This window comes from Flavobacterium frigidimaris, assembly GCF_002217275.1.
Classification (GTDB): domain Bacteria; phylum Bacteroidota; class Bacteroidia; order Flavobacteriales; family Flavobacteriaceae; genus Flavobacterium; species Flavobacterium aquidurense.
Map to the genome: position 1 here is coordinate 91,274 of NZ_MUGV01000007.1, position 15,518 is coordinate 106,791.

The 15,518-nt window shown below is 31.4% G+C and carries 12 protein-coding genes; 10 read left to right on the forward strand and 2 right to left on the reverse strand.

Features of this window, described 5'->3' with window-relative positions; translation table 11 throughout:
- Positions 1-215 precede the first annotated feature (215 nt).
- From B0A65_RS03335 to B0A65_RS03350, 4 genes are all read left to right on the forward strand, one after another.
- A complete protein-coding gene (locus B0A65_RS03335; protein ID WP_074659289.1) occupies positions 216-1,586 on the forward strand; it encodes a hypothetical protein in 1,371 nt (456 codons plus the stop codon).
- 116 nt (positions 1,587-1,702) lie between these two features.
- Entirely contained in the window at positions 1,703-2,839 is a 1,137-nt protein-coding gene (locus B0A65_RS03340) for a helix-turn-helix domain-containing protein (protein WP_074659290.1), read from the forward strand.
- A gap of 153 nt (positions 2,840-2,992) precedes the next feature.
- Positions 2,993-4,078 carry a serine hydrolase domain-containing protein gene (locus B0A65_RS03345; protein WP_074659291.1) on the forward strand — a complete coding sequence of 362 codons (1,086 nt, stop codon included), beginning with the start codon at positions 2,993-2,995 and terminating at the stop codon, positions 4,076-4,078.
- A gap of 321 nt (positions 4,079-4,399) precedes the next feature.
- Entirely contained in the window at positions 4,400-5,245 is an 846-nt protein-coding gene (locus B0A65_RS03350) for a class I SAM-dependent methyltransferase (RefSeq protein ID WP_074659292.1), read from the forward strand.
- Between the two features lie 76 nt (positions 5,246-5,321).
- Here B0A65_RS03350 and lepB read toward each other — a convergent pair whose 3' ends face one another.
- A complete protein-coding gene (gene lepB, locus B0A65_RS03355; RefSeq protein WP_074659293.1) occupies positions 5,322-6,929 on the reverse strand; it encodes a signal peptidase I in 1,608 nt (535 codons plus the stop codon).
- 309 nt (positions 6,930-7,238) lie between these two features.
- On the opposite strand from lepB, the gene B0A65_RS03360 reads away from it, so the two are divergent.
- Positions 7,239-7,490 (forward strand): hypothetical protein, encoded by a 252-nt coding sequence (locus tag B0A65_RS03360; protein ID WP_074659294.1) that lies wholly within the window; start codon positions 7,239-7,241, stop codon positions 7,488-7,490.
- 284 nt (positions 7,491-7,774) lie between these two features.
- Positions 7,775-8,338 (forward strand): adenylate kinase family protein, encoded by a 564-nt coding sequence (locus B0A65_RS03365; protein ID WP_074659295.1) that lies wholly within the window; start codon positions 7,775-7,777, stop codon positions 8,336-8,338.
- A 93-nt stretch (positions 8,339-8,431) separates the two neighbouring features.
- Here the strand turns inward: B0A65_RS03365 and B0A65_RS03370 are convergent, their stop codons facing one another.
- Positions 8,432-9,625, reverse strand: coding sequence for a PQQ-binding-like beta-propeller repeat protein (locus B0A65_RS03370; RefSeq protein ID WP_074659296.1), 1,194 nt, complete (start codon positions 9,623-9,625; stop codon positions 8,432-8,434).
- A 296-nt stretch (positions 9,626-9,921) separates the two neighbouring features.
- Between B0A65_RS03370 and B0A65_RS03375 the strand changes: the two genes are divergently transcribed.
- The 4 genes from B0A65_RS03375 to B0A65_RS03390 all read left to right on the forward strand — a co-directional run bounded on the left by B0A65_RS03375 (position 9,922) and on the right by B0A65_RS03390 (position 15,262).
- Positions 9,922-10,587: a TlpA family protein disulfide reductase gene (locus B0A65_RS03375; RefSeq protein WP_074659297.1), complete on the forward strand. Its 666-nt coding sequence runs from the start codon at positions 9,922-9,924 to the stop codon at positions 10,585-10,587.
- Positions 10,588-10,806: 219 nt separating this feature from the next.
- Positions 10,807-12,216: a serine hydrolase domain-containing protein gene (locus B0A65_RS03380; protein ID WP_083370422.1), complete on the forward strand. Its 1,410-nt coding sequence runs from the start codon at positions 10,807-10,809 to the stop codon at positions 12,214-12,216.
- A 278-nt stretch (positions 12,217-12,494) separates the two neighbouring features.
- Entirely contained in the window at positions 12,495-13,637 is a 1,143-nt protein-coding gene (locus tag B0A65_RS03385; RefSeq protein ID WP_074659299.1) for a helix-turn-helix domain-containing protein, read from the forward strand.
- 152 nt (positions 13,638-13,789) lie between these two features.
- Positions 13,790-15,262, forward strand: coding sequence for a serine hydrolase domain-containing protein (locus B0A65_RS03390; protein WP_074659300.1), 1,473 nt, complete (start codon positions 13,790-13,792; stop codon positions 15,260-15,262).
- Positions 15,263-15,518: the final 256 nt, after the last annotated feature.

Here is a 15,518-nt window from a genome sequence, read left to right on the forward strand (position 1 = left end):
AATTAATTTTCGAAGCTGTTAAATTGTGTTAATAGACTTGTTAAAGTATATGCAAATTAAATCAAAGACAGAGCGAAAAATAAAATGGTAGCAAAAGTGCTGTAATATCCAGATGTATTTTTTAATAGAAAAAATACTTATATTGGCTGGAACAATAAGAATGTTTTAGTTAGAATTAAAGATGTGTCAGAGGACCAAAAAACGAAACGCATAATATGAAGAAAAGACTTTTGCTAGCATTTTTACTTTTGACATCTTTGGCATTTGCACAAAAAACAACCTTCAAAATTAAATATTCTGAACAATTGGCTGTTTTAATTTTTTTGCAAAATCTATCTGAAAATTATCCTGAGAATGTTTTCAAGACTGAATTTCAAAAATCAAAATACAATACGGATTATTATAAAAGTATAATTTCAAAATTTGATAAATTAACGATTGACTACAGTTATCGTTTTGAAGAATTTCCATACGGCTCAAAAAAGAGTGTACAAACGGAGGATATTTTGAAAAAAAATCTAATTGAAACAGAAAATATAAAGGAATTTAAACTTCGTTCGAATGGAATTATTCCGAACAAAATTTTAAGTGATTTAGCGCAATGTATATCTGAGTTTATACCTATTTACAACGAACTAATTTACAATCCGAACAAAGAAAAATTTGAAAAGCAACTTGAAGAAATTACAAAATATTCGAACGAACACCAGATAGAAAATTATTTCGAAATGGGATTGTTGTTTTACAATTCAAGTTGGGATAATGCAATTCCTTTCAATATCGCTTTCTATCCGTTACCCAATTCTAAAGGATTCACGGCGCAAGCGTTTTGCAATAATTTTATAAGTGCCATTCAAACCGATTTAATATCATATAAAGTTTTGTTTAGTGTAATGTTGCACGAAACTTTTCATATCATTTATGATGAGGAATCACTTGAAGTAAAAACAGAAATGGATACCTATTTCAGGGAAAATAAATCGAAATGTAGCAATTATGCGTATCAAATTATGAATGAAGCTCTGGCAACGGCACTTGGCAATGGCTATGTTTATGAGCAATTAGATGGAAAATTGGAAACACAGGATTGGTACAACAAAAAATATATTAATGGGATCGCAAAGCAAATTTATCCGTTAGTTAAGGAGTATATTAATCAGAAGAAAGCAATTGATAAAAATTTTATTGATAATTACATCAGTATTTATGAAACGAATTTTCCGAATTGGGTAAATGAACTTGATAATATAATGACGTACCGATATGTAATTTCTGAAAATGAAAAAGATTTTACTACAATAAAACAACTGTTTCGTTATCGTTCCAGAACAGAATATGAAGACCAAATCACGGAAAGCAGTATTGAAAAAATGCAGAAGATACCATTGACTAAAGTGATTATCATTTCAAAAAACAATGCTGAAAAACTAAAACTGGTTAAAAGTAAATTTGCGGCATTAAAAAATTGGCACTTTAATTCGGACAAAGAGTTTGCAGAGAGAATATTTTTGGAAGATAAAAGCCAATTGATACTAGTGAATCAAAAGAATTCGACACTTGAAACCTTATTCAGGTCTATTAAGTAGAAATACTTGCCTTAATATGGGATAACAACTGAAAGTGTTACTTATTTGCAGTAAAAAAAATTCCTATATTCGCCGGAAGACTTTCCTGAAAACAACAATGAAAAATAAAATGATTAATGGATAAAATTAATTTATTGGTTACGATCTCTATAATAATAATTTTCATTGCATTATTCTTATCCTTGTTTTTACTGACCGTGAAAACAGCACACAAATTAAGTAATCGTCTTTTTGCTTTTTTTCTGGTTTTGACTGCAATTGATATTAGCGCTAATCTTGGCGATTTATTGGCGATTTCATTAAATATGAGAATTTTTATAAGCTCCTTTTTTTTCTTGCAGCTTCCCACTTTTTATTTATATGTATTATCTGTCTGCTATTCTGATTTTAAGTTAAAACGAAAGCATTTAATTCATGGTGTTACCTTTTTAATAGCAAATTTAGTTTTGTTGCCCCGCTTTTATGCAGTCGACGAGGATTCTAAAATCAGTTTTCTGGCAAATATAAAAAGTATGCCAGAAATACAGTTCAATCATGTTTTGATGCACATTCAAATGTTATTTTACCTTGTAGCCGCTTTTATGATCTTGAGAAAAGCGAGAAAAATATATCTTGAAAATTATGCAGGAGCAAGTATTGAATCCCTTAATTGGTTGTTTCAGTTTACGGTAGCTCTTTCGGCTTTTTATTTTATTGCACTAGTAAAAAACATCTTTAAATTTACCGAATATCCTAACATTTCAGCAGGATTAAAAATTGGATTAGTCTTATTTGAACTGATCATTATTTTTTGGTATTTGTATAAAGCGTTAAATAATCCAGGTCTTTTTAGAACTATTGATTCAAAATTAAAACTGGTACAGGATATAATTTTAGAAGAAAAAAATAGTAATCAATTTACCATAAATGAAAAAGAGCATAGTGAAGAGTTGTTGAAATTGCAGCACTATATGATGGAAGAAAAACCATTTCTTAGTTCTTCTTTAACCATTCAGGATATTTCTGTCGCTATTGAAATTCCTGTGCGAGACTTGTCTCTTTTAATTAACCATACTTTAGAACAGCATTTTTACGATTTTGTTAATGCTTATCGTATAGAAAGTGCGATGGATATTTTAAAAGATAGTACAAAAAGTAAGCTGACTATTTTAGAAATTTTATATGATGTAGGTTTTAATTCAAAATCTTCTTTTAATACTGCTTTCAAAAAACACACAGGTTATACGCCTACTTATTATCGTAAAATGCTGTAAAACAATATTTTGTAATTACTCGTACTTCTGTTTTAAACTATTCGTACGTATTTATCAAAACAAATGCGTTCGAGTATTTTTATTCGGTCGCGTAGCGATAATTTCTCCCACATCTTTGTATCGAAATAAATCATTAACCTAAACCATGATACAATGAAAACTTCATTAAAATTTTTAGCAGCCTTATTAATAACAAGTACATTTTCTTTTGCACAAGACTTTAACAGAAAGATTGATTCCATAATAAAGGATAATTATCAAAAAAATCCTAATGTAGGGATCAGTGTTGGTTTTATTCAAAATGATAAAGAGTATTTTACAGCATATGGTAATTTGAGTAAAGACAGTCAAATTAAAATTGATAAAAATTCCCTATTCGAAATTGCTTCTATAACTAAAATTTTAACTTCAAATTTAATTGCACAAGCAGTTTTAGATAAGAAAATAAAAACAGATGATTATATAGACAGTGTCCTTCCAAAAGGATATGTTTTGCAGGAAAAACTTAAAAACAAAATAAAAATTTCAGACCTGGCATCACATCAATCTGGTTTGCCAGACATCGATTTTGGAAAGCTTATTGAACTAAATCCGCAACAACCTGTAAGTACTGTAACTGAAAAAACATTGATTGATCTAGTCAATAATTGCAGTGAACTAAAGGATTATGGTAAGTATCGTTATTCTACGATTGGATATACCTTACTAGGTCAAATTTTAGAAAATGTGTATGGTAAAAGTTATAATGAGATTATTAGAAATAAGATCATAAAGCCTTTAAAAATGACAAATACATTGACTAAGGACTTTAATGTAAAAAACAGAACAGTGGGGCATAATCCAGAAGGAGGTGTTCAGGAATTCTTCAATTGGAATGTTACAGCTCCGGCTGGGTTAGTAAAATCTAATGCTGCTGATATGGTAACCTATTTAAAAGCGCTTTTGAATCAAGAAACAGAAATAAGCAAAGCGGCTATTATTACAGAAAAAATATTCTACAAGGCAGAAAATAGAGAATTGGGATTGGGAGTAAATATAATGACAGATGATAAAAACACAATCTATCAAAAATCTGGAGATTCTATGGGACAATCTTCTATCATATGTTATAACAGAGTTAAAAATTGGGGTATTATAATATTGCTGGATCAAAGAAATTCAAAAATGAGACAGAACCTGTTGAATGAGATTTATGATACTGTTTTGACAGATACACAATCAAATAAAGCGAATTTGTAATCTTATTTTTCAAACGAATTAATTATGTAAAACTCCATTAGAAATAATGGAGTTTTTGTTGTTTTACAAAGTTATTAAGGAACCGGTTTTAAATACGATATTAAAAAACTATTAAGATTTCTTTGAAATACGATAAGAATTAACAAGCTGATAATCAGTATCTTTAATTTTAATATTTTGTATCTTTGTTTATTGAGTACTATCTTCTTCCATAATATACTTCCTTTCATTTGAACAGTTTATTGTTGTTACTAATTAGTTGCACGCCATCCTCACTTTGGAAGAAAAAGAATTCGTAGTAAACTTCAAAAATTTAAGAAAATGGAACAGCACCTTGAACAAATTCGTGAGCAGCAAAAACAATCCTGGAACAAATTTTCCGGAGGCTGGAAGAAATGGGATGAACTCGTAATGGATTTTTTAAAACCAATGGGAGATGAAATAATTAGATCGTTAAACCCGCAGCATAATGATCTTATCCTCGATGTTGCTTCGGGTACAGGAGAACCTGCCTTGAGCATTGCTGAAAAATTGTCGGGAGGAAAGGTAATTATGACCGATCTTGCCCATGATATGTTGGTAATAGCCCAGGAAAATGCAGCTGCGAGAGGTATCAAAAATATTGAAACAGTTACCAGCGATGTGTGTGATCTTCCTTTTCATGACAATACATTTGATGCCATAAGTTGCCGTTTCGGATTTATGTTTTTTCCGGACATGTTACTCGCCGCAAAAGAAATGGTTCGTGTTCTTAAACCCGGAGGAAGAATGGCGACAGCGGTCTGGAATGTTCCCGAAAAGAATTTTTGGGTCACCGCTACTATGGGAACAATAAGTAGAAATATGGAACTTCCGGTTCCGCCGCCGGGTTCTCCCGGAATGTTTCGTTGTGCGAAGGACGGATTTATTTCTGACCTATTTTTGCAGGCAGGACTGAAAAATATTTCTCAGGTCGAAGTAGCAGGAAAGTTGAACTGCAAAACAGTTGATACTTATTGGGGTATGCAAACAGAAGTTGCCGCTCCTATAGTTGCCGCTCTCGCAAATGCGAGCGATGTTATGAAAGAGAAAATAAAAACCGAAACGTATGCCGTAGTTAATGAAAAGTTTCCTGACGGGAATATTATAATTGATTCTAGTGCTTTGGTGATATATGGAGAGAAATAAGAGTAATAACGTAGTATTTAAACGCAAAAACTCCTTAATTTTCTTAAGGAGTTTTTTTGTGTTTTCACAGAATTGATTATTCTTTTGCCTTTTTCGCTATTATTTTTTTACCGACAATATAGCAAAACAGTATTACTATAAAATGAATTAAATAAGACTTAGGTTCGTTATTTCCATTTACCACAGAGAAAATACGATTCCATCTTACTTTTTTGATCCCTTTTGCATTCTTATCCCAGCTAAACCATATAAACACAGGTTTGCCTATTACGTGATCAAAGGGAACATAGCCCCAAAAACGTGCATCTAAAGAGTTTTGACGGTTGTCTCCCATCATCCAATAGTAATCCTGTTTAAAGGTATAGCTTGTACTTACTTTTCCATTAATGATAATCTGTTGGTCTTTAACATCTAAATCATTCTTTTCGTATTCTTGTATAATTCGTTTATAAAAAGGGAGTGTTTTTATATCTAATTGAATAGTTGCTCCTTTTTTAGGAATGTATATTGGGCCAAAATTGTCGACATTCCATCCTAAAGAAGCAACATGCGGAAACACACCTTCATCTTTTCCCTTGGGAGATAAATATTTTTTAACACTTTTTACTACTGGATTCCTGGCTATGGCAGCTGCTTCTTTCTCGGTCAGGGTCAAAAAATATTCGCCATTGCTGGTTAGGGCAAAATCTCCACCTGGATACTTCATGCCTTCTTTGGCACCATAAAAATTGAACAGTATTTCCTGATCAATCGCTTGCCCTTTGGTGTCTACAAAAAAGTTAAATTGAGGTTTTGCACTCTCTGGCATTTTGCTTAATTTTCCGTTAATGTAGATGTCTCCATTCCTGATTTCGAGAGAATCTCCGGGAATACCAACGCATCGCTTTACCAAATTTGTTTTCTTATCAATTGGCTTATAGTAGTTTCTGTCCGGATGAAAATTATCCATGTCACGCAAAGTATCTGCCGGCTGATTAAATACTACAATTTCGTTGCGTTTAATTTTTTCTATTGAAGGAAATCTAAAATAAGGTAGTTGGAACTTGTTTAATACTGCTGTTTCTTTTTTTGTAACATCATCATTAAACAAATATGATTTTGTACCTAATAACGGAATAGAATCATGAACCATAGGCAAAGCAACTGCGGTCATGGGAGTTCTTGCTCCAAAGTTAATTTTGCTTACAAACAAATAGTCTCCGGTTAATAAAGTTTTTTCTAATGATGAAGACGGAATCATGAAAGGCTGTATAATATATGTATGCACTAATGTCGCAACAATGACAGCAAATAAAAGAGAACTAACGGTATCACTTGCTTTTGTCTGAGAGGCTAAATCCCGGTTCGCAATGTAGCTTAGTTTTCCGGAGTTATAATTTAAATAGGTAATATAAAATCCAAATGTTACCAAAACCAGCAGGGTATCAAATCGGGAGTTTTTTCCAAAGCTTCTGATGGTTTCTACCCAAATTACAGGAATCATGATCAGATTAATTATCGGAATAAACAATAAAATAACCCACCATCCAGGTCGATTTATAATTTTCATAAGGATTACTAAATTATAAATCGGTATAAATGATTCTAACGGTTTTCTTCCCGCTTTTAAATAAAGTTTCCAGGTAGATAAACCATGAATAATGAGCATAATTAAAATAAAAATGAGCCATTCTGATAAATTCATATTTTAGGTTTTAATGATTTTTGTAAAATAAGCTTAGGTAAAAATATATTCTCCTTCTATATGTAGCTTTTTTATTTATATGTTACAGAATAGTTTTATAGCGTACGGTTATTTGTAAATTAAGCTTCTATTTTTTGTTAAATACTTGTGGATTAAATTATCGTTAATACAATTCTTTTTCAAAAAAAAGTTAATAAATTGCATTAAAAACATTCTTACACCGATTGAAAAATAGCGCCTTATGGTGCTTAAATAACCAGAGTTAACAGAAATTTTAAACCAAATTCAAAAATAAAATAAACCAGTATTATGAAGAAAAGCATTTATCGAGAGTTGACAAATGAAGAGTTGTTAAAAAAGAGAGATTTATTTAAAGGTGTTTCGATTGGATTCGGCGTTATTTTTATGCTAGCTATTACTGTTATGATTTATCTTTTTACTGTAAAAGGATCAAACGTTGCTATCGCACTTATTCCTGTTTTTATATTGCCGGTTACTTTTGTTCCTTTATTATTAAATTTTACCCTGGTGAATAAAGAAATTAAATTGAGAAATTTGTAAAATTTGGTAATCTATTTTTTTAGATTGGTGTACACAATTGAAAAAGAATTAGAGATTTACACCGTAGACAAACTCCTTACATTTTTAAGGAGTTTTTTTATGCAGAGCCTGGAAAAATTTGAATAGACACAGCCAATTAGGTTCTGTTTTTCTTTAAGGAAATCAATTAATTATCGTGTAGATATTCCTTATCTTCGCTTGAATAGAATCTAGGCAAAGGAGATTCTATTCTGCATTAAAAAAGAGATTAAAATTTAGAGGAAAGTGTAAAACAATTAACTTAAATGGAAATATTAATAATAACCGGGCCACCTTACTCAGGAAAAGGAACGCAATGTGAGGTATTAAAAGAACTTCTTGGTTTTGAGCACATTTCTACCGGTGACAAGTGCAGGCAGGAAAAGCAAAAGGAAACTGAAATAGGAAAAATAATGTCTTCATACGAAGAGAAAGGAAATTTAGTTCCAGACGCTATAATGAAAGATCTTTTTGGTGAAATATTGGATAAAAACATATCAAAAGCCGGAATAATTTTAGATGGCTATCCAAGAACGAAAGCTCAGGTTGAAGATTTAATTGAATTGGTTAATTTAAGAAACCTGAAAATCGGAAAAGTTTTAAATATTGAGGTTCCAAAATCTGAATTATTGATCAGGGCCAAAAAAAGAGCTGAAACTTCTAACAGGAAAGACGACAAAGATCCTCAAATTCATATAAAAAGAATAGAAGTTTTTGAGGAATCTACCCGACCTGCAATTGAATACATGAAATCGAAAATCGCAGTAATTACGTTTGATGGCCTCGGAACAATTAATGAAATTACCGAGCGAATAAAAGAAAGTTTGTAAAATGGCAAAGCAAAAGAAAACTCCTTAAACAATTAAGGAGTTTTTTTTGTAAGCTTGTTTAAGAATACGGGTCTTGAAGAATAGGATCTTCTTTTATTGTCTAATTATTTTTAGATAAGCGCTGTAAGCATTATCCTTAATAGAAGTTCGCAGATAAACTTCGTTTTCGTCTTTTGTTTTTAAGTCAAATTGAATTAAGGCAGCATCTGAATAATAAAATAAGGACTCATCAACAGGAAATTCAAAATTTGAAATAGGTTGGGTTGTCAATTTTGTTTCGGCTGCTATTTCACCATTCGTTATGTCTAATTGAAAAAGTTTTGCTTTACGGGTATATCCCCATATATTATCACTTTCCTCGATAATATATTCTATGGTATCACCTTTAAAATCGGTTTTCCATAGCTGAGTTCCCGTTTTTGAGTCAACGGCGTATACAGAAGAAACTTCTGGTCCTTGTGCTGCAAAATATATTTTTTTGTCTTTACAAAGTATGCGCTCCTTAACATTATGCTGATTTTCATCAAATTTAAATTGCCACAAAATGTCTGGGTTATTAGGGCTTAAGGCAAAAAGTACATTTTTTTCATTTGTTACAAATACATTTTCACCATCTGTTACAGGTTTTCCGTGCATTGTTTCTGCAAAGTCTTTTTGGTAAATAAGTTTTCCTGTATTGGCTTCAAAACTATATAAAAAGTTTCCGCTTTGAGTAAAAACTTTGTTGTCAAAAACGAGAACCGGTATATCATTATTGGTAGTATCAAGCTTATACTTCCATAGTAAGCTTCCGTCTTTTGTATTAAGAGCGTATATAGTACCATTTTGACTGGTAATAAACAGTTTGCCATCCTTTATAATTGGAATTTGATCTTTTAGTACGATTTGATCAGTACTATTACCTATTCTTGATTTCCAAAAAATACTACCGGTTTGGTTGTCAATGGCAAAAATTTCACCATTAATAAACGAAGCATATATTACGCCATCAATTAGTGTTACTCCATTGGCGCACATTTCGGTATGCGAATCTGTAGCTTTTACCGTCCAGGCAATTGTTTCCGATTCGAGATCAAAGGTAAAAAGGGTGCCGTCATAATCATAAATCAGAATCAAGGCTTCATCTAGTGGCACTTTTTTAACCGGACTTATGGTTTTAGTAGTTAATGCGTCACTAATAGCAAGGGTTGCATTATTAGTTTCGACAGGTGTAGGAAGGGTTGGTGTTTGCCCGAAGATATTTATAACAGTAAATGCAAATAAAAGAGCGAGTAGGTTTTTTTTCATTTTTAAAATTTGGGGTTTATAAAATGGGGTATAATATAGTGTTTTAAGACATTGTCAATTAATCGGTTGAATTTTTAAACAAGCCAACGACGAGGCCAAATATAGTGAAAAATTATTATAGCATTTTGGAGATTATGGGGTTTTAGAAGGCTGTTTAGGAATCATTTTTTGCTGTATTTGGAGAAAATTGCGATAAAATAATTTCAAATTACTGCTGCTAAATTTTTTCCTACATTAGCTAATAGAATAAGAGCATTTTTTCTAAGGATAATTTTAATAGAATTAAAACCAAATCAATGAGTAAAATTAAATCCATGCTGTTTTTGTTGTTATTTGTTAATTCGAATGCCTTATTAGCGCAAACGAATTACTACAAAATGCCTGATGGTATAATCTTAAATGAAGATGCTTTTAACAGGCAAAAAACGGATATGATTGAAACAGGAAATATAAATGTTGATGTAGAAGCGACTAGCATTACAAGAAATGATTCTGTAATAAAAGAGGTGAAAGTAACTTTTTTAAATCCATTTACGAAACATAAAAAGAAGATTGGGACTGTATTTGAAATTCAAAAGTTTAAAAACAAGGAAGGCAAAAATTATGATGAAAATTATCTAAAAGGAAAACCAACATTGATTAATTTTTGGGGAATAAATTGTGCACCTTGTATTACGGAACTTCCTGATTTAGATAGCATAAAACAACAATTTAAAGGTTCAGTGAATTTTGTAGCGATGACAACTGATAGTGCTGCAGATGTTGAAATTTTTCTCAAAAAATATAAATTTGAATTTGAACAGATCATAGATTCAGATTTTGTGCTTCTTAAAGAATTAAAAATAAATGCTTTGCCAATGACTATGATTTTAGATAAAAACGGTAAAATTTTAGATATCTATGGCGGATTAATTACAAAAAACGAAAAGGAAGTTATTGCAACATTGCAAACGGCATTGTGAAAATTTTTTACAGCCCCGAATTAGAATATCAACAATTATAATTTATTTAAAATAATGATAGACTCCAATCAGTTGCTTTTCTTTTTTAGTGCAACAGGTGATTCTGTTAATTCCACGTCCGATAAAAAATCAATCAATCAATCAATCGAATGAACAAACAGTTTTTTTTCATCTTTATAGCGTCAATTGTGGCGAGCGCTGCTTCTGGACAAGAAATAAATGATTTCTTTACAACAGTCAATAAAAACAGTCTTTTTTAATTGTAGTGTGTTAATTTCAAAATCAGGAGAGAAGACTTTTTCTAATTTTTATGGATTTTCTAATATCGAAAAGAAAGAAAAAATCAATGAAAAATCTCAGTTTCCAATTGCATCTGTGTCAAAAACTTTTACGGCCACAGCAATACTACAGCTTAAACAACAAGGAAAATTAAAGCTTGATGATCCTGTTCAAAAATATCTTCCGGATTTTCCATATCCAAATGTTACCATTAGGCATCTGCTCAGTAATACTTCCGGATTGGCGGAATATTATCATCTATTTGATAATGTAATAAAAGAACAACCTGAAAAAATTATCTCTAACGGAGATATTATACCTACATTACTTCAGAATAATACACCTCTTTCATTTTCGCCCGGTGATAAATGGGAATATAACAATCTTAATTTCTGTCTTGCAGCATTAATAGTGGAAAAAATATCTGGAATTGCTTTCAGAGCGTATTTGGAAAAGAATATTTTCAAACCTGCCGACATGAGAGATTCATTTCTTCCGGAGAATAGAAAACTGAAGAAACCGAATCAGGTAGAGTTGTACGCTTATCCAAACTTTTATTCGACGAGCTTAGTTAATATTACAAATTTAAAAGATCCTTTTTTAATATCGGAGAAAAGCAATTTTTATGGAAATGGCGGTATTGTAAGTACAGCTTTAGATTTGCAGAAGTATCAAAATGCATTATTTAAGTACCAGCTTTTGGGCAAGAAAGAATTAGAAGAAGCTTTAACACCAGCTAAGCTCAATAATGGAAAAATTGCCTCTTATCGTTTTGAAGAAAAAGAGATCGCCTACGGTTTGGGTTGGGAAATGTATACTGATGAAAGTAACGGAAAAATCATTTTTCACGATGGCTCTATTACCGGGCTTACCTCTATTTTGATGCATAATATTGATAAAAACCAAACTGTGATACTTCTGTCTAATAATGCAGCTCCAATGTTTGTCTTATCCAATGCAATTTCACAATTAATAAATAATAAGCCTTATGTAATCCCTGTGCAAAATCTTTCAAGAATGTATGGTAGTTTACTTGAAAGCGGAAGTGAGGAAAAAGCAAATCAGCTGATTGAAGAATATTTAAAAAATCCAAAGAGTTATAACGCATCAGAAAGAGATTTTAACAGCTTAGGTTATCAATTTCTTAGACTTCAAAAAAACGAAAATGCTTTACAAACATTTGCTGCAGCGACATTGATTTTTCCAAAGAGTGCCAATATATATGATAGTTACGGAGAGGCGTTACTCCAATGTGGTAAAAAAGAAGAAGCTATTAAGATGTATCAAAAATCTGTCGAATTAAATCCGGATAATGAAAATGGTAAAAAAGTATTAAAGGGACTGCTTTAATATTTTTAGGAATATTTAATTGCAATCTAGTAAAGAGTCAGTTGAGTTCTTTGAGAAAAATAAAGCGTTAAAAAAACTCCTTAAGAAATTAAGGAGTTTTTTGTGGTTCTTATAGAACTATTTATGAACCCTTTCATGCAGGCTTTAGAAAAATTTTAAAAGAAATAACACTGAGAACCCATTTCTAACTCAATTTCAAAAAGTTATTAAATTGTAGTAATAATATTCTTATATTCGCCTTTAAAACACTATTTACCCTAACTATACCACAAAAAATAATGAACGATAAGATTAATGTATTGCTTATTATAACTGTAATTTCTTTATTCATTTCGTTATTATTTGCCTTTTTTCTGGTGACAGTTAAAACAAAATATAAAATAAGCAATTATCTTTTTGCTGCTTTTTTATGCATCACAGCTATAGATGTCAGTGGGCCTTTATTCGAAATAATATCGGATGGTCCTTCAAATTTTGGAATGTTAAGAAACACACTTTCTTTTTTGCAAATTCCTGTTTTTTATCTTTATGTTTTATCGGTTTGTTATTCTGATTTTAAGTTTAAAGTCAAATACATCCTGCATTTGCTTCCCTATATAATTGTAAACATTATTTTATTACCTCGTTTTTATACGGTAGATCTCGCTTCTAAAATTAAATTTATTTTAAACCGTCAAAATATGATAGAACTGCAGTTCACTCATATTTTGTTTCATCTTCAGACAATTGTATATCTTGTTGCCGTTTTTATGCTTTTGCGAAAAGCAAAAAAACTATATCTTGAAAATAATGCCGGTACGAGCATTAATTCGTATAACTGGCTTTTTCAGTTTACAAGTGTACTGTCTGTTTTGTATTTGATTGTCATGTTTAAAAATATTTTTAAATTTTCTGATTACCCCTACATCTCTGAATGGATCAAAATTGTCATTTTAGTATTAGAGCTGTTTATTATTTGTTGGTATTTATATAAGGCATTAAATCATCCTGATTTATTTAGAAATATCGACTCAAAACTAAAACTCGTTTCGGATATGGTTTTAGAAGAAAAAAATAATGAACCAGCAGTCGCAAACGAAAAAGAATATAATGCATCATTATCAAAATTGAAGCAGTACATGGTTCAAGAAAAACCATTTTTAAATCCTTCGTTGACAATTCAGGATGTTGCTGTGGCTATTGAAATTCCTGTTCGGGATTTATCTCTTTTAATCAATCATAAATTAGAACAGCATTTTTACGATTTTGTTAATACGTATCGAATCGAATATGCGATGGATATTTTAAAAGATGGTACAAAAAATCAAGTAACCGTTCTTGAAATCTTGTATGAAGTTGGATTTAATTCAAAATCTTCTTTTAATACCGCTTTTAAAAAATATACAGGAGATACGCCAACTTCTTATCGTAAGCAATTGTAATTCATTGTTTTGTAATTATTCGTACTTGTTGTTGAAACGATTCGTACTTATTTTTTCAGGCAAATGCGTTCGAATCTTTTCTTTCGGTCGCGCAGGAATGGCTTCTTCCACATCTTTGTATCGAAATAAACGTTTAACCAAAAATCGATACCATGAAAAATCTTATTTATTTACTAGTACTTCTTATAGTAACAAGTTCAAGTAGTCAGACAAGCCATAAAGCATTGCCGAAAATTAAGAACTATAGCTTCTTGACAGATAGTTTAAAGATTGACGAACAATTAGAAAAATACAAACTTGCCGGATTCAGTCTTGTAGTTTTTGAAAATTACCAAATCGTATATTCAAACCAATTTGGTGTAAAATCAATAGACTCTAAAGAAAAAATAGACCAGAATACTGCTTTTTCTACAGCCTCAATTTCAAAACCAATTACGGCACTTCTTTGTTTTATGCTTGAAGAAAAAGGACTAATTAATTTAGATGATCCAATAGATCCTTTTTTAAAACGCTGGCATTTACCAAAAAGTAAGTTTACCGAAAATAACAGTCCAACATGGAGACAATTTCTAAATCATACCGCGGGTACGACCCAGGAAGGTTTTGAAGATCATTATGAGGGCGAAGTAATCCCAACGATAAAACAAAGTCTTTTAGGACAGATACCGAGATATGATAAAGAGATAGAATTTTTGTTTACACCGGGAACTAGCTGGCAATACAGTGGAGGCGGTTATACCATTATTCAAATGGCATTAGAAGACACGTTTAATAAATCTATGGCAGAGCTTGCTGCAGCATATATTTTTTCACCTCTTGGCTTGAAAAACACTACAATGATTCAGCCAAACGAAAGTGGCTTTCCAACAAATGTAGCTCTGGTTCATGATAAAGACGGAAAAGTGATTAAAACAGGTTTGCCAATTACACCACAAGTTGGACCATCAGGCATGTGGTCTACGCCAACTGATTTAGCTACACTGGCTATCGAAATGCAAAATGCCTTACGCAATAAAAACAACAAAGTGATTTCTCATGATGTGGCAAAAAAAGTAACAGCAGTAACCGCTCTAAAAAATGCTGTTGGAGGCTGGAGCTACGGATGGCAAAAGTCTTTTGGTTACAATAACTATGAGTGGTTTTGGTGTAATGGTTCCAATACCGGAGTCGGGGGTACTGTTGCTGCTACCATGACAGATGGGAATGGCTTTGTATTTTTTGCCAATGGAGAAAAACCCAATCGTTTTCCTGTAATGGGGCAAACTCAAAAAACGATTCTGAAGTTGATGAATTGGAACAATGAAACAATTACTGAAAGCATTCAGGAAATGCCTTTAGCTGTAAAAGAAAAACTAATTGGAACTTATGACGATTTCCTTTATGGGCAGGGGGTAGAAACCAAAATAGTAGAAAAAAATAACCGCCTTTATGTTGAGTCAGCATTATTGGAGCATTTTAAAGGAAAAAATGATAATGAGTTGGTGTATTTGAAAAATGGTTTATTTAAAATTATTGATTATCCTAACTTGTTGCAATTTGAATTTAATGATGGAAAAGCAACTGCTGTAAATTTAATAAGAGGGAATCTGAATACTAAAGTTGAAGGTATTCGTAAAGAAAAATAAATGATTCGGAAATCAGGATTTATAAGCAACTCTGGTGGCAAGAGTATATCTGGAAAATAGACAATAAAAAACTCCTTAATTTCTTAAGGAGTTTTTTGGGTGATCCATACGGACTTGTTTATGAACCATTTTCTAAATCATTTAAAGAAAATTTCAATAAAAAAATTATCAGAATCTTTAAAAAAGTATTCCAAAAAAAGGTTAATGAATTGTAGTAAAAGTATTTCGTATATTCGCCTTAATTAGGTGTTAAACA

Coding starts and splice junctions, on each gene's coding strand:
- lepB (WP_074659293.1), bottom strand. CDS start 6,929: ATGAATTTATCAGAATGGCTCATTTTTATTTTAATTATGCTCATTATT.
- B0A65_RS03360 (WP_074659294.1), top strand. CDS start 7,239: ATGAAGAAAAGCATTTATCGAGAGTTGACAAATGAAGAGTTGTTAAAA.
- B0A65_RS03390 (WP_074659300.1), top strand. CDS start 13,790: ATGAAAAATCTTATTTATTTACTAGTACTTCTTATAGTAACAAGTTCA.
- B0A65_RS03340 (WP_074659290.1), top strand. CDS start 1,703: ATGGATAAAATTAATTTATTGGTTACGATCTCTATAATAATAATTTTC.
- B0A65_RS03335 (WP_074659289.1), top strand. CDS start 216: ATGAAGAAAAGACTTTTGCTAGCATTTTTACTTTTGACATCTTTGGCA.
- B0A65_RS03345 (WP_074659291.1), top strand. CDS start 2,993: ATGAAAACTTCATTAAAATTTTTAGCAGCCTTATTAATAACAAGTACA.
- B0A65_RS03370 (WP_074659296.1), bottom strand. CDS start 9,625: ATGAAAAAAAACCTACTCGCTCTTTTATTTGCATTTACTGTTATAAAT.
- B0A65_RS03375 (WP_074659297.1), top strand. CDS start 9,922: ATGAGTAAAATTAAATCCATGCTGTTTTTGTTGTTATTTGTTAATTCG.
- B0A65_RS03385 (WP_074659299.1), top strand. CDS start 12,495: ATGAACGATAAGATTAATGTATTGCTTATTATAACTGTAATTTCTTTA.
- B0A65_RS03380 (WP_083370422.1), top strand. CDS start 10,807: ATGATTTCTTTACAACAGTCAATAAAAACAGTCTTTTTTAATTGTAGT.
- B0A65_RS03365 (WP_074659295.1), top strand. CDS start 7,775: ATGGAAATATTAATAATAACCGGGCCACCTTACTCAGGAAAAGGAACG.
- B0A65_RS03350 (WP_074659292.1), top strand. CDS start 4,400: ATGGAACAGCACCTTGAACAAATTCGTGAGCAGCAAAAACAATCCTGG.